This window comes from Photorhabdus caribbeanensis (assembly GCF_018448885.1).
Taxonomy (GTDB): Bacteria; Pseudomonadota; Gammaproteobacteria; order Enterobacterales; family Enterobacteriaceae; genus Photorhabdus; species Photorhabdus caribbeanensis.
Window position 1 is genome coordinate 240,823 of the sequence record NZ_RCWB01000001.1, and the last position, 21,790, is coordinate 262,612.

Below are 21,790 nucleotides of genomic sequence, written 5' to 3' on the forward strand. Positions count from 1 at the left end.
TTGGACAGGTTACACTAAACAGCTAATGATATCTGAGTCTTGGAATTCTACCGGACTCAGATCATTCAATTTTAAAGGTTTTGTAGAGGCTAAGAGTGCATTAGATTATCTGGCCGCCGCAGTAGCGATTATTCCGGGTGCGGGTGATGCTGCCGGGAAAACTATCAAGGCGGTAGAGAAAGCCTTACAGAAAGGTGATATTGGGGAAGCTTCTAAGCTTATTCAAGAAGCAAGTCAACAGATATCTGTGAAAACCCCAACAGGTTCTAAAGGTAATCCATTGAATGTTCCAGACGGAATCAATAAACCAACTACAATTGGAAATCGTGACTATTCCAGCCATTCACTTGATCGTATGCAAAGGCAAGGAATTACTCCTACCGTAGTAGAAAATGCGATCAAATCAGAAAATGCAGTGAAAGGAAAAATTCCAGGAACAATGGCTTACCACGATAAAACGAATAACCTCACAGTAATCGTTGACGAAAAATCTGGCCGTGTAATTATAGTAGATTTCGGAATTATAAGACAATGAATAAATTAAATAATATTACTCTTACTGAGTACGACTTTAGACAACTTAATTTGATGAAAGAAACTCTAGGAGCATATGTTGAAAATAAAATTCCTTTAAATGTACTAATTGATCGCTTAAGAGATTTATTGGATTGCTTACAAGATGTGAATAATGAATGGAAGGAGCAGTTTTATGAGCATTGGCTGAGTTTGGAGCAAGTTTATGCTGTAGCTTTAGATAGAAATGAACCACTAAGTCAATATGAAAGTTATATTAATGATTCAGTTAAGGGACTGAATAGCCTGTTAGGATTGTGATTAAAAGATACCGATTTTTTTAGACTATACCCTAATTTCTGGATAGTTTTATCCGATGGTTAGCATGACTTGGGGCCGGTATTGTGTACCGGACTCAGGCCATTCAAATTTAAAGGTTTTGTAGAGGCTAAAAGCGCATTAGATTATCTGGCCGCCGCAGTGGCGATTATTCCAGGTGCGGGAGATGCCGCCGGGAAAACTATCAAGGCGGTAGAGAAAGCCTTACAGAAAGGTGATATTGGGGAAGCTTCCAAACTGCTCAATAAGGCCAGTGATGAAATTACATCAGTCTCACGCCCTAGCCATAGAAAATCAGAAATTGATGTCGGGAAAGATTTGGGGGATGGATGGAATGGTCAGGTTACATTTAAAGAGGGTAAGGAAGTCCCCTATGGAACTAAAGGCAGTGTTCGTCCAGACTGGTGTCAGGGCAATGTTTGTAGTGTTGAAGTGAAGAACTATAATATTGCAACGAACAAAAATGGCTTGATAATAATGTTGCCAAACAGGCGATTGAACGGCAGAAGAATCTACCTGCGGGGATGGAACAACGGATAGTTATTGATGTTCGAGGGCAAGCAATAACTGCCAAGCAAAAAATGCAAATAGTTCAAGGAATAGTGCAGAAATCAAATGGTTCTATAAATTCATCATCCATCAGGTTTAAAACAGAATGAAAAATGTTGGTATACATGCCGCTATGACATTAGCTGAAATAGGCACTGCATCTGATATAAATGGATTTTTCAATTTAGTGGTAACGTTATTGGAACATTGTAATAAAGGGAGTAAGTACCCTTGGGTCACAGAAAATCTCTATCGGCGTTCTTTGAAGTATGAGGAATTATCAAGTGTCAAAAGAGATCTTGACAGTATAGAAAGGTCATTTTCACAGATATCAGCTAAAGGTATTGATTGGATGTCGTTAGGAGTGAACGTAAATAATACGAAATTAAATCTGAAAGGAGAGTCGCTATCAATTGTTTTCAAAAGGCTTTTTAGTGCATTTTCTGAAGCATTAGAATGTACTGAAGTTTATTATCAAGAGCTTAACGAATATATCCCTGTAAGAATAGGTTTTACTGATACACCATATTATATTGATGAGATTAATCGCCCCCTTGAAAAATACGATGCTTTAGGCCCAGACGATCCTCCATTCTGGTTACGTTAAAAAAATCCCGGCCACTGTGAACTGTACTCCAAAAGTTGGATACTCAACTTATAAAGGTGCAGTTCATACGGTCAGGGTTTCTTTGTTATTAATTGCTACTTACCATCTGCAAAGATTATTTAAAAACTGGCAACCATAACGCTGGATAAAACCTTTGGCGATATAGTGTTTCTTGAGAAAGGTAATTCATCTGCGGAGGGTTAAATATATTGTAGAACGCTATGTAAATGACTTCGCCAAAATAGATGTTTCAGAATCGCAAATATCAAATATAGTCATGGATTATATTTTAAAAATAAGGAATACTCTTAAATCGTCTAAAACTTTCAATAACGTGTTGTCGGTTAATCAGCTTTTCTTTAATACTTAATAACGCTTTATTCTATCAACAAAGGTTAAAAGTTTTTAGGATTAATAAATCAGAAATGTGATAACGGTTAGATAGGTGTTTAACCGTTAACAGCGAGTGAAAACAACTCGGAAAAATAATGATATTAAATTGATTTTAGCGTTAAATCACACTGACGGTATAAAAAGAGAAATGGTTTAAATTAAACAGTAAAAAAGAGATGTTATTAGATGGGATAAAAAAGTCTAAAGCTGGTTTAAGCTATTATGGTTTTGTATAATCAATGTAAAATAATAATGCTGAAAGTAATTTAATTCGTATGCCGTTAAATCATTTATTTGATGGCTTTGTTATTCATATTTTTCATGATTGATGATTTAATTGGTTTATGGAAAAGCTTATTCCTTGGTTTAAGGCGTTATTAAAGACGATTCCTGTTGGAAAAATAGATTATATGATTAACTTATTCATGTTTTTATTTGTCAGTTTTTCCCAGCAGACATAAGCATTAATAAAATCAATTTTTGTTTTTCATTTTTCACTGATGGCTTTATAATAGGTAGGCTTTAGACTGTTATTAAAATTAAAAAACATTGTCTTAATTCTTGGGTTAATCGGTATGAAGTTTTAACGATAGTTTTAACGATAGTTTTAACGATAGTTTTAACGATAGTTTTAACGATAGTTTTAACGATAGTTTTAACGATAGTTTTAACGATAGTTTTAACGATAGTTTTAACGATAGTTTTAACCTGTAAAACCTGTAAAACCTGTAAAACCTGTAAAACCTGTAAAACCTGTAAAACCTGTAAAACCTGTAAAACCTGTAAAACCTGTAAAACCTGTAAAACCTGTAAAACCTGTAAAACCTGTAAAACCCTTTTTCTGCCTGTTTTTTATTGAGTTTAATCATCATGGCATATTGTGTTTTATGTTTATACCCGTCATCTTTCAAGTCGCCTCTTTGTTGGCTGCACTCACCCCGGTAACAGAGTTTTCTATGCTCCCGGGGATTCGCTCCCTTGCCGCCGCGATGCATCTTGAAATCCATAGGGTATATGACAATAAATAGGCTTTTTAAAATCACGCTGTACCTTTTAAAAGAGGGCATTAATAATGTACTGATTTTTTTAACCCTTAGTTGAATCATTGCCGATAAAAAGGTGTTTACGAACGCTAAAAAAGGGAAATGAAAGTAAAAAGAGAAAGTGAATAATGTTAAAAACATAATGTGCTTGTTCTTTTTTCCTGATTTTAAAACCACACTGACAGATAAAAACGGATTTTCTTAACACCTGTTTTATCACATTGGGATAAAGGTGGGATTAATCATTATTTTAATGAGTGAAAGTTGCTATAACCATTTGCTTTCAAATGGAATGAAAAATGGCAATCCATATGATTTAACCTGAGCAAATTGGATCGTTGGAGTTAATAGAAAACGCGACACTGAAAGATTAAAGGCATTAAAAACAGTGTTAAATCCCTCCGGTGGTAACAAAATACCATTCCCATGCAGATTGCTAATACAAATTTTCTCGTTTTATTACTGAGGAAAACTCAGCAGTGATAGTTGAGACGTTAAAAGTCAATAATCTGGAAGATCGATGTTCAGCACGTGTACGTTGATCATAAATAATCACTAATATTATAGTCAATAAAGATATAATAACTTATGTTTCCTACTGGCCTATATTGGTGAAAGTTGATGGAAAATATAAATTTAAAAAAACACCTTTCTTAAGAATTTTTGTTTTTTTATTGAAGAATAAAAGGTATTTAGAATATTGTTCCCCGTAACAATTTAAATATAAATTGTTTTTATTTCATACTGAAAGTATTGATATGATTTTTTTGTTTATAATATAAGACTAAATTTATTTGACAGTTTTGTATTTGATGATTATTGTTCATCCCTGATTCGCAGATGTTATTTAAAATACAATAATACCTCTTGTTATTATTTATTTTAAATATAAGGAAATTTTGTTATGTTGCTCAATTTGTTGTTTTTATTGTGATTTTTGTTTTTAGAAATTAATTAATATGGGTGATTGTATTTGCTTGATAATAAATTGAAACTGTTTCCAATGTGATGATTTATTATTGCATATTTGTTTTTCAATTTAAGTGTAAATCTGAGCGTGATTCGTCATTTTAATTACTGATGAATGCATGGTTATTTTTTACAATTGATGTAAAGCAGTAAAAATATCCTCACTGTAAGAGGACGGTAATTATTTGTCCGTCGTTGTTGACAAAATATTTAAAATAAATTGGCCACAGGCCATATAGGAGTAAATAAGTGAAATACGACTTTATTGTCGTTGGTTCAGGGGCAATTGCAGGTTCAATCGCCTATGAGCTGGCAAGTAGAAATTTTTCAGTTTGTAGGGTTGGAGAGACCGATCGAACTAATGCTGCCTCCAAAGCTGCTGGTGCAATGAACGGTTGTTTCGGCGAAATTACCAGTGGCTTATTAGCGAGTGAACACGGTAAGTTGAAATTGAATATGGATTGTATCTCCAAAGAGCTTTGGCCGACCTGGGCGCAACGGTTAGCCGACGCTTCCGGTGATACCCGATCGCTGTTCACCGCTCAAGGCACTCATGTGATCCTCAACACTGCCGGGATGGAAGAGGTTGACACTATCAATTATGAAGCTATCGAGCAAACCTTGATTGAGTATGCGGCTCCTTATGAAACCGTTGATCCGCGTGAAATTGAGTGGTTAAAGCCCAATGATCTAGTACGTCCGCTGCGTGCTTTGTATATCCCTGATGAACATGCACTGAACTCGCATTTATTGCTGGAAAAGCTGGATGCGGCATTGGTGGCTGAGGGTGGGGTTCTGAAAGCAGAGAATATTAAATGTGTGCTAATCGAAGAGGATGTAGCCACTGGCGTTGAACTGCTAAGTGGCGAGCGTTTAATGGCAGATAAAGTTGTTGTGGCTGCCGGTGCGCACTCGTTGGATCTGCTATCAAATATACCTTCTATTGTTCGCCAGATTCCGCCAATTTTTGCCGGCTATGGGGTATCCATTCTGGTCAAGATGCCGAAAGGCAGAGAATTACCGACCTCAGTCATTCGTACCCCGAATCGAGCATTTGCCTGTGGGCTGCATTGTGTACCTCGCGGTGATGGTGTGCTGTACCTTGGAGCGACCAATATTCTGGCTGAAAAACCACGCAGTCAGGCACTGATTTCTGATGTGCAGTTCTTGTTGGATTGTGCGTTAGATCAGTTGGATATCAACTTACATGATGCTGAAATCCTTTCAATCCAGGTTGGTAATCGGCCAATCCCGGCTGATGGATTCCCGCTGATTGGCGAATGTGGCGTGAATGGTCTTTGGCTGGCTACCGGGACTTATCGCGATGGCTTACATCAATCGCCATTACTGGCGGATTATATCGCCAATGCTTTGACGGGAATAGAAAATACACTGATTAATCTCGATGATTTCAATCCAGTTCGTCCTCCGTTGGTGGGTTTCTCCCGTGAAGTGATGGCTAAAGAGACCGCCCAACAAATGTTTGCTACCGGTTATGAATATCGTTGGGATATCAAACCTTACTGGCTGCCGCTGTTGAATGAAGGGATGATGCGCAATTATCAGAATTTAATTGAGTCTCTTCATCCGCAGTTCACTCCACCGCCGGAGCTGGTTGCTTTCTCTCATATTTATGAATCCATGCGCGAACGGTTACGTAGTTATTATGAGGCATGGTCATGAGTTTTTCGCTGAAAGATCAAGTTGTCATTGATAACGCCAGGAAATTACTGTCAGAGGCAGGGGTCTGGGATGTGGAAACTGATCTCACGTGCCTGATTGACCGTTATCTGGAAAGACGTTGTAAGGACCGCGCCCGTGATGAGTTTATGCTTGCGGTTCATGAACGCTGTAACCGGATACCACTTGGGCATATTGTCGGTACTGTGGATTTTGATGGATTGCCTCTGACGGTGGGGACAGGGGTATTTATTCCACGCCCTCATAGCCAGGTTATTCATAAGTGGTTGGAGAATGAATATCAAGCACCTCACGGGGCAGTGGTTCTGGACTTATGTTCCGGTAGTGGCGCCATCGGTTTAGCTATTGCTAAACGTCGCCCGGATTTGAAGGTCACTTGTGTCGAATATGATGATGTGGCTTTTCAATATCTGACGCGCAATATCTATCGGTTGGCAAATTGGGCGATTAAAGCCGATGCATTAAAAGCAGATTTACGGGATTGGCAAGCATTTTCTCAATTTAACGGATCGGTAGCGTTGATTGTGGCGAATCCACCTTATGTGCCGGAACAGCAGGAAATATTGCCGGAATGGGAGGAGCATCATCCTTATGCATCGGTATATTCGGGGGATGATGGGCTTGATTTAACGCGGTTGATTATCAAACAAGCTAAACAGCTACTGCAATCAGAGGGTTGGTTAGTTATTGAACATGGTGAAAGCCAGGGAGAAAGCGTCAGAGCATTATTTGCAGATGCTGGTTTTTCTTTGGTACGAACCATTATTGATGAAGATGTTTCTGACACAACGGGCAGTTCGGTAATCACTGTTGGTTGTAAGCTCATTTGAACTTAACAGTTGGAATCTAAATAATGAATGTAAAACACAAGCAGGATTGGATGACAATTCGCCGGTCACGGACAACCGGAGCTTTAGCGCAGGCTATCGATGAAGGTTTGACCAGTTTCACTGTCGTAGAACGTCAAGGCAAGCAAATTACTACAGAGGAAGGAAACGTTTTTACTGAATTTGTTTCCTGTTCTTATTTGGGATTAGAACATCATCCTGCCTTAATTGAAGCGGCAAATCAGGCAATGTCTCGCACAGGGATACATTTGTCATCGTCCCGTGGTGCGATGCGGCCACAATATTTGGGGCAATTAGAGAAACTGTTGGCAGAGATTTATCAGGGTGGTTCTGTTGCTGTGTTTACTTCCACCAGTAATGTTCACCTTGGTGTATTGCCGTTATTGGGTAGTGGTTCTTTACCTAGCTATCCCCTTTCCCGGCCTGTACATTGGTTGATGGATAAAACTGCTCACGCATCTATGCAGGTGTTACGCGGCATTCTCGAACAGTTCGGTCCGGTATCGCGGGTTGATAGCGCAAACGCACAATCAGTACAGCAAGCTTTGCAGAACTGTAAAGAGAATCAGCGGACGCCTATCCTGCTGATTGATGGTATTGGTTCAATGAATGGTTTAATTCCGGTTGCGGAGTTAACTCGACAATTGGCCGCTGCTGGAGGCTATGTCTATGTAGATGATGCTCATGGTATTTCCATTATGGGGCGTCATGGCGCGGGCTATGCTTTTGCTGCCCTTGACCACATTTTGCCAGCCAACTTCATACTTGCAGGTTCATTATCCAAAGCATTTGGCGGCGCCGGGGGTTTTGTGGTGGTTGCCGGTGCCGATGATGTCGAAGTGATCAGTACCTTAGCGAATCCTCTGGTTTTTGGTCATTCGATCATGGTGCCGATGTTGGCCGCTAACGTTGCCGCCGCAAAACTTCATCTCAGCCTTGAGATAGAAATCCGACAGGAACAGCTATGGAAAAACATTAATCTATTTGATTCTCTGATGGGGAACCATTTGATGAATGCGGGCGTCCAATCTCCCGTTCGTGGCGCTTTATTTGAAAATGAAGCAGAAGGGCTTGAAGCGGCGCGTTTGCTGCGTGACAACGGCATCTTATTATTCCCGGTGTTTTATCCACTGGTTCCAGATGGCAATGCGATGTTGCGTTTTGCCTTCTCTAGTGAGCATAAGACTGATGAAATCAAGCACTTAGTAAATACCTTATTTGAAATAAGGGAAAAAGGGCTGAATTGGGTTGAACCACAGGCTGTGGTTCCACAGGTATAAATGACGCCAGCTTATCGATAAAGAAGATAATTGAAATGAATCAGTGACGAAGATTAAACATATGACTCAATCAATAATAAATAAGCAGGACATATTACAACCTTACAGGGAATCTCTGGATGTTATTAATATGCAGATTTTGGCGCTGCTTTCCGAACGTATGAAAGTCTGCATGAAAATCGCCGAGGTAAAGGCGGAACAGGATATTCCGATGATGCAGCCACAACGTATTACCTCGTTATTGGATATGTTGCGGGATAAATCAACAGATTTTGGGTTACGGCCTGAATATACTGAATCACTATTTCAACTGGTTATTGAAGAAACTTGCCGTCGAGAAGAAGAGCTGATTGATCAGTTGGTAAACGAGAAAGTAAAAAATAATGAAAATACTGCTCATTGATAATTATGATTCCTTTACGCAAAACATTGCTCAATATCTGTATGAAGTGACGGGCAGTGTGCCGTCAGTAGTCACAAATTCTTTGACTTATGAAGAGTTAACGATAGACGAATATGATGCGGTAGTCCTTTCTCCAGGGCCAGGACATCCGGCTGAAAGCAGTGATTTTGGTGTCTGTGCTGATGTTATTGCCCGTGCCAAAGTGCCACTGTTAGGTATTTGTCTCGGCCATCAGGGAATTAGCCTGGCATTTGGCGGCTGTGTAGAACATGCCCCCAATCCGGTACATGGCTATCGCAGTCGCATCAGGAACACTGGAGAAGGATTATTCCGCGGTCTGCCTGAGCAGTTTGAAGTGGTCAGATATCACTCGTTGGTATGTACCCGCCTTCCTGACAATCTAAAATGTACTGCCTGGACTGATGATGGCTTAATCATGGCAATTGAACACACCGAAAGGCCGATCTGGGGTGTCCAATTTCATCCTGAATCAATTGATTCTGAATATGGGCGTGAGCTACTCAGTAATTTCGTGCGTATAGCGGAGAGGTATAAAGAGAATCACAAACAGGAAGTTGCCGCTCAGAATATATGCACTTATGTCAATGAAGCCTACCTTGCAGTAGGTGGAAGACAATATCTCAACCTGAGTTATCGTGAATATAAGGAGATAGTCGATCCTGAGTCCTTGTTTATTCAACGTTATGGCAATGATACCCATGCTTTCTGGCTTGATAGTGAAAATTCCGACAGACCTAATGCTCGCTTCTCAATGATGGGCAGCGGTAATGAACAGGGCGCTGTCAGACTGGAATACAGTGTACAGACTGAGAGTTTGCGTTTGGTTGGTCCTGATGGCGAGAGGATTGTTCAGGGAGATTTTTTCTCTCTGATGTCTGAATTACTTGGTTTTGTGGAAATTTCGACGCCAAAATCGATGCCATTTGTATTTAAAGGCGGCTTTGTTGGTTATTTAGGATATGAATTAAAGGCGCTGACAATTGGCAGCAATAAATACCGTTCAGAACATCCTGATGCCAGCTTAATATTTACTCCGCATTTTTTTGTATTCGATCATCAGCAGAGTAAACTTTATGAATGCCTGATTACACCAGTAGGGCAGCCACAAAATTGGCCGCCGGAACTTTCAGTTGCCAAGGCAAAAAATACCGGTGAAGTGATGCCTGACTTTATTCCTGGCGCTGTTGATCAGAGCAAAATTTGTCTGGAATATGGCGCTCAGAAGTATATGGATGAAATCCAGAAATCACTGCAATACATCACAGATGGCGAATCCTATGAAATCTGCCTGACGAATAGGGCCAAGATGACTTATTCAGGGCATCCATTGGATGCTTATCGGCGTATGCGTTATGCCAGCCCTGTACCTTATGGCGCTTATCTGGCATGCGGGGATTTTTCTGTACTCAGTGCATCGCCAGAAACGTTTTTACGTATTGATGAGACCAGAAATATTGAATCCAGACCGATTAAAGGGACCCGGCCACGAGGAAAAACGATAGCAGATGATCAGCATTTGCAGAGGGAATTGAGTCAGTCTACTAAGGATAGAGCGGAAAATCTGATGATAGTAGACTTGGTGCGCCATGATCTTAATCAGGTCTGTCGTCCAGGCAGTGTGCATGTACCTGAATTATTTAAAGTTGAAAGTTTCTCTTCTGTACATCAATTGGTTTCGACCATCCGCGGTGAATTATGCGAAGAAACGTCATCAATGGAGGCTATCCGGGCATGTTTTCCTGGAGGATCAATGACCGGCGCGCCGAAAAAGCGCACGATGGAGATTATTGATGCTTTAGAGTCATCAGCTCGCGGTGTTTATTCCGGCGCGCTTGGATGGTTATCTTTCAGTGGTGAAGTGGAATTAAGCATTGTGATACGTACGGCTGTATTACATCAAGAGTGTGCTGAATTCGGCATTGGGGGAGCAATTGTTGCTCATTCTGATCCTTATGGCGAATTTGAAGAGACATTGGTCAAAGCGAGTGTGCCATATTTCAGTTTTAGTCATATGGCGGAGGAAGTGTGTGAGTAACCATAAAGTGGTCATTCTTGGTGGGCAAGGCGCTATTGGTTCTTTATTGAGTCGCCTTTTCACCCGCTGTGGTCACATAGCTTACAGTGTTGACAAACGAACGCAGGGAATGCGTTCTCATCACGATCATTCTCATTACTATCAGATTGATATCTTAAACCCGGCGGCTGATGCTGGAGAGGTTTTTAGCGGGGCAAAGGCGGTAGTCTTTGCCTTACCGGAAGCCGTTGCCATACAAGCGTTGCCTTGGGTGTTGTCTGCTATTGGCGATGATGTACAGATTGTGTCAACCTGTTCAGTTCAGGCCCCTTTCTATTCTGCGTTAAGCGCTGCCGCCCCCAGGCAGCCTTTTATTGGTGTTAACCCGATGTTCTCGCCATCTTTGCCGGAGCAAAAAAGGCCGGTTGCAGTCATCCTCGATAACTGTCATGTTAGTGAACATTGGATTGAGCGGGTATTGATGCGGGCTGATATGCGTATCAGTAGGATGATGCCAGAGGAACATGATCGGGTTATGGCGCTTTGTCAGGCTTTGCCTCATGCCGCGATACTGATTTTTGGCTTAGTGCTGGCGAAAAGTCCGTTAGATATTCGAACTTTGGCAACTATTGCGCCACCGCCTATGCGTACAATGCTGGCGCTGTTATCAAGGATCTTACGTAATCCAATAGAAGTGTACTGGGACGTTCAATATGAAAACCCGATGGCTGCCGCACCACGTCAGGAGTTGCTGCATGCCATACAACAGTTAAATTCGATAGTACAGGCTGGCGATCAAACTGAGTTTGGCAATAACCTCAGAGATATTGCGCAACAACTGGGGGAACAGCTCGATATCAGTGCTGCTGATTGCCAGCATATTTTTTCAACGCTTGAATGATATAGGAAAGGAGTTGAGGGGATGTCGTTAAATAGAGTTGCTGAGGCTAACGGGCGGGCAGGACTCAGAAATTGGCTGGGATTACTGATATTGATGTTACCAGTATTATTGGTGACGGTGGACAATACGATCTTAAGCTTTGCTTTACCAAAAATTGCGGAAGCTCTGGGGCCCAGTGCAAGTCAGCAATTATGGATAATTGATGCCTATTCATTGGTATTGGCTGGTTTATTGGTATCAATGGGCAGTATTGGCGATCGTGTCGGCCATCGTTCATTACTGTTATTTGGATCTTTGGGATTCACGGTTATTTCGGTGTTCACAGCACTGTCAACTTCACCTGAACAACTGATTATAGGGCGAGCCGTACTTGGATTTTTTGGTGCGATGCTGATGCCTTCTACTTTGGCTTTGATAAGTGTTCTTTTTGAGGATCGTGAACAGCGTCGGTTGGCTGTTGCTATTTGGGCGACAACATTAACTATTGGTTCAGCTTTGGGTCCTGTAGTGGGTGGTGTTTTATTACAATTCTTCGACTGGAGCTCAATTTTCCTATTGGCAGTACCGGTATTAGTACCATTGCTAATTTTCGGACCGATGTTATTGCCTGAATCCGATAAAAAACAGACTGGCATTGTCGATGTGTATAGCGTTCTGTTATCGATCATTGCTATGGGTGGTATTGTTTATGCGATTAAACACCTTGCCAGTGATGGGTTTGAAATAAGTGTAATACTCGAACTGTCGGTTGGTCTTATTGCTGGCGTGCTATTTGTTCGCCGACAACAGCGTTTGCCTGTGCCGTTGATGGATCTTTCCCTATTCCGTAATGGTATGTTTACTGGTTCGGTTATTGTTAACTTACTGAGTTTGGCATTGCTGGTTGGTTTTGTCTTTTTTGCCACACAGGTCTTGCAAATCGTACTCGGTATGGAGCCGATTTTAGCTAGCCTGGCGCTGGTTCCCGGACAAATAATGGCAATTGTTATGGGTATGGCGATAGTACCCATTGCTCAACGGGTGCCTGCCCATTATCTGGTGCCAATTTTGCTGAGTATTGCAGGTATTTCATTTCTTTTGGTCGCGAGTATCGGCAGTGATTTAGTCACTTTGATTGTTGCTTTCGCATTATTGGATATTAGTGTGGGAGCAATTGCTTCGGTGTCTAACGATTTGGTGCTTTCGTCAGTACCCTCCTCTAAAGCAGGAGCGGCATCATCAATAAGCGAAACGGCTTATGAAGTGGGTGTTGTACTCGGTACGACGATTTTGGGGGGATTGGTTACTGCTTTCTATCGTATAACATTACAATTGCCGAATGAGGTCTCTCAGGAGCAGGCTGGATTGGCTTTAGAGACTCTGGCAGGAGCTTACAGTGTAGCAAACTCATTAGCTGAATCAGAAGGGCAAAAACTGATGACAGCGGCGGCAGAATCATTCACCAGCGCTATTCATATGATGAGCTGGTTGACAGTGGCATTGACTGCGGGGGTGGTATTGCTAGCCTGGCGTTTGCTGAAAGCGCCGCAGAAAGAGCAAGTGCTTGAATACTGATAGTTTGACGTGCAGCCATTGGAAATGGCTGCACTACTGTTTTGAGTGATTACCCGCAGTTATTAAATATCCTGAAAATAACATCTCATTCCTCACTGTTCCTTGTACTTCTCAAGTGCTAAATAAATATGATAAATAGAGTAATTAATGAGTGGGAATAAGTTGAAATTTATCATGTTTATTGATTTAACAATATGAACTTAACCACATTAAAAAAGTTTTCTCAAATAAAATATTTTGCATGACAGCACTGTAATTATAATAATTACAGACCTGACTCTATTGTTAATTCAGTTATGTTGATTTTCTCCTTATTTCGCCGGAGCTACTTAATTGACTTTTTCTGGCATTTAAGTGTTTTTTTAATGATTTTATTTAAAGGTTGAGGTCTTTTGTAGAAAACATGCTTATTGTAAAGAGGGATTGTTTTTCATCTTTAATTTAAATCACATTCATAATTTCAATATTCAATAATATCTATAGGTTTTTATTTTATTGTGATTTTTAAATGCAATCTATTTGTTGTTTTTATTTGTATTTTATAATAATACCTCGTGAGATAAATATAAAATTGAAATTTTTAATTAACACACATTAAAAGGTAGCGATATATCACAGAAATACTCTCTTTAATTAATGAAAAAAGTGGGGAATTACATTAATATTTTAGATTGTGTAATTTAAATATTGTATCCAATCACTTTCTGTAAAGTGAATAAATATTTACCTAATTAATTCTCATCGTAATTATTTTTCTGGCATACCCGTTTATCGAAGTGCCTGTATCTTTTGCCAGGAAAAATTGATGTTTTCGCTATGGATAATCTGGTCATTAGCCGAAAGCAAAGACTTGGCTAAATGAACAACGGATATATGAAGTTATCCTAAATGTATAAACTTAAATTCAGAGGAATTCTCATGGATCAAATAAGAACGTTTTCTGAGGCTTTAGCAGTATTACATCAACGTCACCATCTGTTTGGTATAGAACGACAGCCAAAGCAACTTAAGACCTCCGACTTTGATGGGCCGGTAGTATTTTCTAATGATCTGAAAACGGCTACTGTGCCGCCTGCATTTTTTACGGTACAAACGATACAAGAGTTGAAGGCGCTCGGTGGTGTGCCTGACAGTCAGTATGGCTCTGGAAAAATGGAACCCCGTCATCCGTTACCTGAACCGTTTTCTGCTGAACGACTGGCAGACGCCTCTGGTAATCATATTGATTTATGCAAAGCCTTTCGTGCCTATATCTATGGTGATTCTACTTTGGTCAAAGATTATGAAGAAATCCTTAATGCTAAACGTTTTCCGATGAAAATTGCGTTCTTCGGTGGCGAAGAGCTCACGATAACTGAAAGTAAGCCATTGATTATTCAAGATAAAGATTGCCATGGTGAACCTGTTGTCTTGGTGTACGACCAGATAACCATTGAACCAGGAGGGGAAATTATTTACTGCACTAATGGTACGGTTAAAGCCAATACTATTATAGGTCATGGAAGCGCTCAGAAGCCGAACTTTATCAATAAAGGCAGTAATGGAATTGATGGTTTTGATGGTGAGTCGGGGCGTAATGGGCTTAACGGCAGAGATGGTGTTGCTGGTATAGATAAGGCATACGGTTGCGCCGTTGAATCCACTGCCGGTACTGATGCAATTGACGGCTCTTCTGGTGGATTGGGGATGGGGGGAGGAAGTGGTGGAAATGCAAATGACATAGTTATTGATGTTCAACTTCTTACTGGGCCAGTCAGTGTGTTATCGATAGGCGGCGACGGTGGAAATGGCGGTAATGGAGGAAATGGCGGGAATGGTGGGAATGGGGGCAATGGAGGGAATAAAGTAGGAAAATGTAGTGCAGGGAGTGGAGGTAACGGAGGAAATGGCGGAGATGGAGGGCATGCGGGCAATGGAGGGAAAGGTGGAGATAGTGGCAATGTATATATTCATTTGTCTGAAGGTCAGCCAGTAATTAATGCTCAGTCATATGGAGGAAATGGCGGTAATGGAGGGAAAGGCGGGAAAGGTGGAGAAGGCGGGAAAGGTGGGGCTGGCGGTAGTAGTCAGCCAGGAGTATCTGGCCAGGATGGTATTGATGGAAAATCAGGAGGGGCAGGTATAGCTGGCAAGATATATGTTAACGGTAATGTACAGGGTTAATCCTTAGGGGCGCAAGAATCAGACTGGTTTAAACGACTATAATTGAGCTGACGATTTGGCGTCGATGAGTAAATATAAAAGTGATTAATCGAAGTAAGGAATATCAATGTGAATCGGTTGCGGTTCTGATGGCTTATGAAATTGGAAGCTGTGCTCGGCAGAGCCGAGGAACCGCCATCATGTTAAATTGCCGATTTGCCTGTGTTGAATTACAAGATGTGCAGCTATCGCTAATAGCTGCACTATATACCCAATGGATTTCAAGATGCATCGCGACGGCAAGGGAGCAAATCCCTGGGAGCATAGATAACTATGTTGCCGGGGTGAGTGCAGCCAACAAAGAGACAACTTGAAAGGTGACGGGTATATCATGATAATTATTGCTTCGGTTCTATTATCTAATTTAGTCATTTTGATTTGCTGATTATTTTACTAAGGTTATTTTATTGAATTTTTTGTCGGTCATTTAAGCGTTTATTTGTACAGTGAGCTTATTTGAAAGTTGAGGTTTATTCGTAGAAAAATCCTCTTTTTGTAAAAAACTATTTTCTGACTTTGATTTAAATCATATTCATAATTTCATTGTTTAATATTATTTGTGAGTTTTACCCTTATTGTGATTTTTGAAAAATACAATCATGCTTACTGTTTTATTTGTATTTTATAATAATACCTCATGATATAAGTATAAAGTTGAAATTTTTAATTAGTATCTATTAAAAGGTAGTGATAAATAAGATTCTAAAATAGTGCTACATCTTATACCACTCATAATTTCATATATAACAATGGGTTGAAGAAGGCCATGTGTGGTGGAATTATGAAACGCTATTTATATCACAGAAATATTTTCCATAATTAATGGAAAAAATGGGGGTTTATATTAATATTTTAAATTGCGTAATTTCAATTTTGTATCTAATTACTTTCTGTAAAGTAAATAAATATTTACCTAATTAATGCTCGTCGGAATTATTTTTTCTGGCCTGCCTGTTGTTAAGGTGTCTATATTCTTTATTTTTTGCCAGAAAAAATTGATGTTTTCGCTCTGGCTAATCTGGTGATGAGTCAGGGGGAAGATTCTAGTTATTAGCCATTTAATGACATAACCGGTAGTGATAGTAGTAAAGATTTTGGAGCTTGGTTAGATGGATAATTGGTATATGAAGTTATTCTAAATGTATAAATTTAAATTTAGGAGAATTTTCATGGAAAAAATAAGAACGGTTGCTGAGACGTTGGCAATATTACATCAATATCATCATCCGCTTGGTCTGGAACGACAGCCAAAGCAATTTAAGACCGCCGACTTTGACGGGCCGGTAATATTTTCTAACGATCTGGAAACGGCTACTGTGCCGCCTGCATTTTTTACAGTGCAAACGATACAAGAGTTGAAGGCGCTCAACGGTGTGCCTGACAGTCGGTATGGCCCTGGAAAAATGGAATCCCATTATCCGTTGCCTGAACCGTTTTCTGCTGAACGGCTGGCAAACGTCTCTGGTTATCATATTGATTTGCGTAAAGCTTTTCGTGCCTATATCTATGGTGATTCTGCTTTGGTCAAAGATTATGAAGAAATCCTTAATGCTAAGCGTTTTCCGATGCAAGTTGCGTTATATAGTGGCGAGCAGATCACGATAAATGCAGATAATCCATTGATTATTGAAGATAAAGAGCATTGTGACGAACCGGTTGTTTTGGTGTACAGCCAGATAACCATTGAACCGGAAGGCAAAGTGATTTGCTACACCAATGGCAGGATTGAAGCAAATGTCATCCAAGGGGTTGGATTAGGTCCACAGCACTTTGTCAATAAAGGGAGAGATGGAAAAAATGGTATTGCCGGTACAGGTGGGAGCAATGGCGTTAGTGGCGCTAGAGGTCAGGATGGCCGTGAGGATAAAGATAGCTGTGTAACTTGGCCTACACCCGGTACTCATGGAACTAAAGGTTCTTCGGGAATGAAGGGAACGGATGGTGAACACGGTCAAGAGGCGAATAAACTAACTATCACATGCGGCAAGGTACGTGGGACAATTTTTTTGCAGTCGGATGGCGGGGATGGGGGTAATGGTGGTCATGGTGGTGATGGGGGTTATGGAGGGGATGGTGGTGATGGGGGCGGGGGTTTTATTAAAACACGGTGTGGCTTTGCGGATGGAGGAGATGGGGCAGATGGCGGGGATGGAGGGGATGGCGGTAATGGGGGGAATAGTGGAGATGTGGGGGACATAGAGTTTAACTATTCTGTTGGTTATCCACAGCTTAGTTATTCGTTAAGACCAGGTTCGGCAGGGGCTGGCGGTAGAGCGGGAAGGGGAGGGAGAGGCGGTGAAGGTGGTTGTGCGTTGTGTTATGTTGGGGATCAAACTAAAAACGTCAGTTACATAAGTTGTTGCGGAAGGTCTGGTGTAAAGGGGAGTGATGGAAATCCAGGGAAGCCAGGACAGCCAGGAAAGAAGGGGCAGATATATATCAACGGCAAATTGCATGAATCTTCCATCTCCTAAATATAAACTGTTTGGAAACGAGTAAATTTGGGTTTTTGCCTGCATCGCATTAGTTTATCAGGGAGGTGATATTGACCACGATAATAGTGCAATGATCTGATTGACTTTTTTATCGGTCATTTAAGCGTTTTTTTGTAGAATGAGTTTATTTAAGGGTTGAGTTCTTCGTAAAAATCTTCTTTTTGTAAAGAGGAATTATTTTCTACCTTTAATTTAAATCATATTCATAATGTTATTGTTTAATAATATCTATAGGTTTCTATCTTGTGGCGATTTTTGAAAAATACAATCATGCTTATTGTTTTTATTTGTGTTTTTTGGTGATTATTTTTCTGGCATAGCTATTGTTGAAGTGATCATATCTTTTGCCAGAAAAAATCGATATTTTGGCTATTGCTAATTTGGCAATTAGTTAAAGGCAAAATTCTGGCTATTTAGTCATTCAGTACCACAACCGATAGTAATAACAGTAGATACTTTAAAACTTGGTCAAATGGACAACGGATATGTGCAGTTATCTTAAACAATGTATAAACTCAGGAGAACTCCCGTGGATAAAAGAAGAACTGTTGCAGAAACTTTGGCGAAATTACAACAACATCATCATCTGGTTGGTATAGAACGGTAGCCAAAAACTCAAGACCTCGGATTTTGACGGTAAGATAATATTCTCTAACGATCCACATACAGCTACTGTGCCGCCTGCATTTCTCACGGGACAGACAATACAAGAGATGAAGGAACTCGGCGGCGTGCCTGACAGTGAATATGGCCCTGGCAGAATGGAACCCCATCATCCGTTGCCTGAGCCGTTTTCGGCTGAACGACTGGCGGATGTCATGGGTTATCATATTGATTTGTGCAAAGCTTTTAGGGCCTATATTTATGGTAATTCTGCTTTAGTCAAAGATTATGAAGAAATGCTTAATGCGAAACGTTTTCCGATGAAGGTTGCATTATACAGTGGAGAAAAAATCACTATCACCGCAAATAATCCATTGATTGTTGAGGATAAAGATAACTATGGCGAACCGGTTGTTTTGGTGTATGACGAGATAATCATTGAACCGGGAGGTCAAATTATTTACCGCACTAATGGTCGGATCGAAGCTAACACTCTTGTAGGGAACGGAAGCTCTATAAATCAAGGCATTATCAATAAAGGCAGTAATGGCGCCAATGGTGTTGATGGCGCAATGGGATCTCGTGGAGCCACTGGCAGCGATGGTAGTGACGGTATAGCGGATAAATATGGTTGCATAGTTGACGCTAAGCCAGGTAATGATGGCGCCCCTGGCCCTGCTGGAGTGCCTGGCGGTGATGGTGCTCCGGGGGGAGGTGCAAATGACCTAACGATTGATGTTCAATATGTTACTGGGAAAATAAGGGCGACAACGTTAGGCGGCAAAGGGGGTAAAGGCGGCGACAGTGGTAATATATATATTAATTACTCTGACGGTGATCCAACACTTGAGGTTGCGTCATATTGTGGTTTTGGCGGGGAAGGTGGAAGGGGGGGATTGGGCGGAATAGGTGGATTTCCTGGGCGGAATCCTATTCCACACTTTCCTGAAAAAAATAAAAGATATGGGTTCAGTGGTGAAACTGGTCATACGGGAGAATTTGGTGATGACGGTATCACTGGCAAGATATATATCAACGGTCATGAAAGAAAACCTGAGCGCTAGTGGTGCAGCAATCAGACTGGTCTGAACTAATATATACTCTATGGATTTTAAGATGCATCGCGACGGCAAGGGAGAGAATTCCCGGGAGCATAGAGAACTATGTGACTGAGGTGAGCGAGTGCAGCCAACAAAGAGGCAACTTGAAAGATAACGGGTACAAATAAGGGGAGATGAGGCCAGATCTTGGTTTTGCTTATCGAATTAGCCCAAAAATCTCCCTATGATATTAATCTGCCTTGTTGTCTGGCTCAGTTATTTTGATTTACTTCGTGACTTCATTAAGGCTATTTTATTTGCCTTTGGCAGGTCATTAAAAAATTGAGGGTTGTTCGTAAAAAATCTTCTTATAGATAAGAATTATTTTTTATCCTGTATTTAAATTACACTCATAATTTCATCGTTCGATAATATCTATAGATTTATATCTTGTGGTGATTTTTGAAAATACAATCATATTTGTTGTTTTTGTTTCCTAATAATAACCAGTGAGATAAATATAAAGTTGAAATTTTTAACTAGCATACATAAAAAGATAGTGATGTATCACAGAAATATTATCTTTAATTAATGAAAAAAATGGATAATTACATTAATATTTTAAATTGTGTAATTTAAATGTTATATCCAATCACTTTATATAAAGTGAATAAATGCTTACCTAATTAATTCTCATAGAAATTATTTTTCTGGCATACCTGTTGTTGAAGTTTTATATTCTTTGCCAGAAAAAATCGATGTTTTCGCTATGGCTAATCAGTCATTCAGTACCACGAACTGTAGTAATAACAGCATATATTCTGGAGATTGACCAAATGGATAATGGATATATGAAGTTATTTTAAACAACATATAAACTCAGGAGAATTACCGTGGATAAAAGAAGAACTGTTTCTGAAACTTTGGCGGTATTGCGTCAGGATTATAATCTGATTGGTGTAGAACGGCAGCCAAAGCAACTTAAGACCTCGGATTTTGACGGCAAGGTAATATTCTCTAACGATCCGGAGACAGCGACTGTGCCGCCTGCGTTTTTTACAGTACAAACCATACAGGAGTTGAAGGCTCTCGGGGGGATTCCTGACAGTGAGTACGGCCCTGGCAGAATGGAACACCATCATCCGTTGCCAGAATCGTTCTCTGCTGAGCGACTAGCAAATGACACGGGTTATCATATCGATTTGTGCAAAGCTTTTAGGGCCTATATCTATGGTGATTCTGCTTTAGTTAAAGATTATGAAGAAATTCTTAATGCTAAGCGTTTTCCGATGAAGGTTGCGTTATACAGTGGCGAAAGGATCACTGTTACCGCAAATGCGCCATTGATTGTTGAAGATAAAGATGATTATGGCGAACCCGTTGTCTTGGTATATGACCAGATAATCATTGAACCGGGAGGTCAAATTATTTACCGCACTAATGGTAAGATCGAAGCTAACACGGTTGTAGGGAATGGCAATGATAAAAAGCAGAGCATTGTCAGTAAAGGCTCTAATGGAGCCGATGGTTTTGAGGGCGAACAGGGAAGTAATGGGGTTAATGGCAGTAATGGAAATATTGGTTCGGATGATAAACACGGCTGCACTGTTAAATCCACACCAGGTACTGATGCAACTGGCGGTTCTTCGGGAGCGCAAGGGATGGATGGCAGAAAGGCTGGAAATGCAAATGACGTAATTATTGATGTTGAACTTTTTACTGGAGTAGTTAATGCGGCATCGATAGGTGGAAATGGCGGAAATGGTGGATATGGCGGTAATGGGGGGAACGGAGGGAATGGTGGAAATGGTGGATATGGAACAAACAAATGCAGTGCTGGATATGGAGGAAGGGGAGGGAATGGCGGAAATGGAGGGGATGGGGGTCATGGAGGTAAAGGTGGGGACAGTGGCAACATATACGTGAATTTCACTGAGGGGCAGCCAGTAATTAATGCTCTGTCATATAGAGGGGATGGCGGAAGAGGGGGAGTAGGTGGTAGGGGAGGAATAGGCGGAGCAGGAGGGTCAGGCGGTTCCGGTAATAATGAATCAAATAGTAATGGTCATCCCGGCGTATCTGGTGAAGCGGGTACTGATGGAAAACCCGGTGATGCGGGTGTTTCTGGCAAGGTATATGTTAATGGTAATGTACAGAAGCATGGCGATGATCGGGCTTTAGACTGGATAGTCTATAAATAAGGGAGAGATGGGGTCAGAGCTTTGGTTTGTTTATCTTGCCAAAGAAAATTTGAATGATATGGCAATAATGGTCGCCAATTTGTCCTATGTTGCTCTCTAGGATGTGACACTGTT

The 21,790-nt window shown here is 40.7% G+C and carries 16 protein-coding genes; all 16 read left to right on the plus strand.

Going from position 1 to position 21,790, the window contains the following annotated elements; translation table 11 throughout:
• The first annotated feature begins 25 nt into the window (after positions 1 to 25).
• The 16 genes from EAE90_RS01260 (at position 26) to EAE90_RS01335 (ending at position 21,676) form a co-directional block, all read left to right on the plus strand.
• Positions 26 to 535: a hypothetical protein gene (locus tag EAE90_RS01260; RefSeq protein ID WP_214051911.1), complete on the plus strand. Its 510-nt coding sequence runs from the start codon at positions 26 to 28 to the stop codon at positions 533 to 535.
• A complete protein-coding gene (locus EAE90_RS01265; protein ID WP_110086751.1) occupies positions 532 to 834 on the plus strand; it encodes a hypothetical protein in 303 nt (100 codons plus the stop codon). The genes EAE90_RS01260 and EAE90_RS01265 overlap by 4 nt, the downstream gene beginning before the upstream one ends.
• 69 nt (positions 835 to 903) lie before the next feature.
• A complete protein-coding gene (locus EAE90_RS01270; RefSeq protein WP_246550186.1) occupies positions 904 to 1,392 on the plus strand; it encodes a hypothetical protein in 489 nt (162 codons plus the stop codon).
• Positions 1,393 to 1,507: 115 nt separating this feature from the next.
• Complete coding sequence (locus EAE90_RS01275) at positions 1,508 to 2,008, plus strand: Imm70 family immunity protein (RefSeq protein ID WP_214051912.1); 501 nt, start codon at positions 1,508 to 1,510, stop codon at positions 2,006 to 2,008.
• Between the two features lie 2,654 nt (positions 2,009 to 4,662).
• A complete protein-coding gene (locus EAE90_RS01280) occupies positions 4,663 to 6,096 on the plus strand; it encodes an NAD(P)/FAD-dependent oxidoreductase (RefSeq protein ID WP_214051913.1) in 1,434 nt (477 codons plus the stop codon).
• Positions 6,093 to 6,944, plus strand: coding sequence for a HemK/PrmC family methyltransferase (locus EAE90_RS01285; protein ID WP_214051914.1), 852 nt, complete (start codon positions 6,093 to 6,095; stop codon positions 6,942 to 6,944). The genes EAE90_RS01280 and EAE90_RS01285 overlap by 4 nt, the downstream gene beginning before the upstream one ends.
• Before the next feature lie 23 nt (positions 6,945 to 6,967).
• On the plus strand, positions 6,968 to 8,242 hold the full coding sequence (locus EAE90_RS01290) for an 8-amino-7-oxononanoate synthase family protein (protein WP_214051915.1): 1,275 nt from the start codon (positions 6,968 to 6,970) through the stop codon (positions 8,240 to 8,242).
• A 61-nt stretch (positions 8,243 to 8,303) separates the two neighbouring features.
• Positions 8,304 to 8,645, plus strand: coding sequence for a chorismate mutase (locus tag EAE90_RS01295; RefSeq protein WP_246550188.1), 342 nt, complete (start codon positions 8,304 to 8,306; stop codon positions 8,643 to 8,645).
• The gene (pabB, locus tag EAE90_RS01300) at positions 8,626 to 10,701 is read left to right on the plus strand and encodes an aminodeoxychorismate synthase component I (RefSeq protein ID WP_214051917.1); all 2,076 of its coding nucleotides are present in this window, start codon (positions 8,626 to 8,628) and stop codon (positions 10,699 to 10,701) included. Before EAE90_RS01295 ends, pabB begins: the two co-directional genes overlap by 20 nt.
• Positions 10,694 to 11,581 carry a prephenate dehydrogenase dimerization domain-containing protein gene (locus EAE90_RS01305; protein ID WP_214051918.1) on the plus strand — a complete coding sequence of 296 codons (888 nt, stop codon included), beginning with the start codon at positions 10,694 to 10,696 and terminating at the stop codon, positions 11,579 to 11,581. The genes pabB and EAE90_RS01305 overlap by 8 nt, the downstream gene beginning before the upstream one ends.
• A gap of 21 nt (positions 11,582 to 11,602) precedes the next feature.
• Positions 11,603 to 13,135 carry an MFS transporter gene (locus EAE90_RS01310; RefSeq protein WP_214051919.1) on the plus strand — a complete coding sequence of 511 codons (1,533 nt, stop codon included), beginning with the start codon at positions 11,603 to 11,605 and terminating at the stop codon, positions 13,133 to 13,135.
• 918 nt (positions 13,136 to 14,053) lie between these two features.
• The gene (locus EAE90_RS01315; RefSeq protein ID WP_214051920.1) at positions 14,054 to 15,298 is read left to right on the plus strand and encodes a hypothetical protein; all 1,245 of its coding nucleotides are present in this window, start codon (positions 14,054 to 14,056) and stop codon (positions 15,296 to 15,298) included.
• 128 nt (positions 15,299 to 15,426) lie between these two features.
• On the plus strand, positions 15,427 to 15,651 hold the full coding sequence (locus tag EAE90_RS01320) for a hypothetical protein (RefSeq protein WP_214051921.1): 225 nt from the start codon (positions 15,427 to 15,429) through the stop codon (positions 15,649 to 15,651).
• 855 nt (positions 15,652 to 16,506) lie between these two features.
• Complete coding sequence (locus tag EAE90_RS01325; protein WP_214051922.1) at positions 16,507 to 17,811, plus strand: hypothetical protein; 1,305 nt, start codon at positions 16,507 to 16,509, stop codon at positions 17,809 to 17,811.
• Positions 17,812 to 18,545: 734 nt separating this feature from the next.
• Positions 18,546 to 19,499 carry a hypothetical protein gene (locus EAE90_RS01330; protein ID WP_339920503.1) on the plus strand — a complete coding sequence of 318 codons (954 nt, stop codon included), beginning with the start codon at positions 18,546 to 18,548 and terminating at the stop codon, positions 19,497 to 19,499.
• Between the two features lie 869 nt (positions 19,500 to 20,368).
• On the plus strand, positions 20,369 to 21,676 hold the full coding sequence (locus EAE90_RS01335; RefSeq protein ID WP_214051923.1) for a hypothetical protein: 1,308 nt from the start codon (positions 20,369 to 20,371) through the stop codon (positions 21,674 to 21,676).
• Positions 21,677 to 21,790 lie beyond the last annotated feature (114 nt).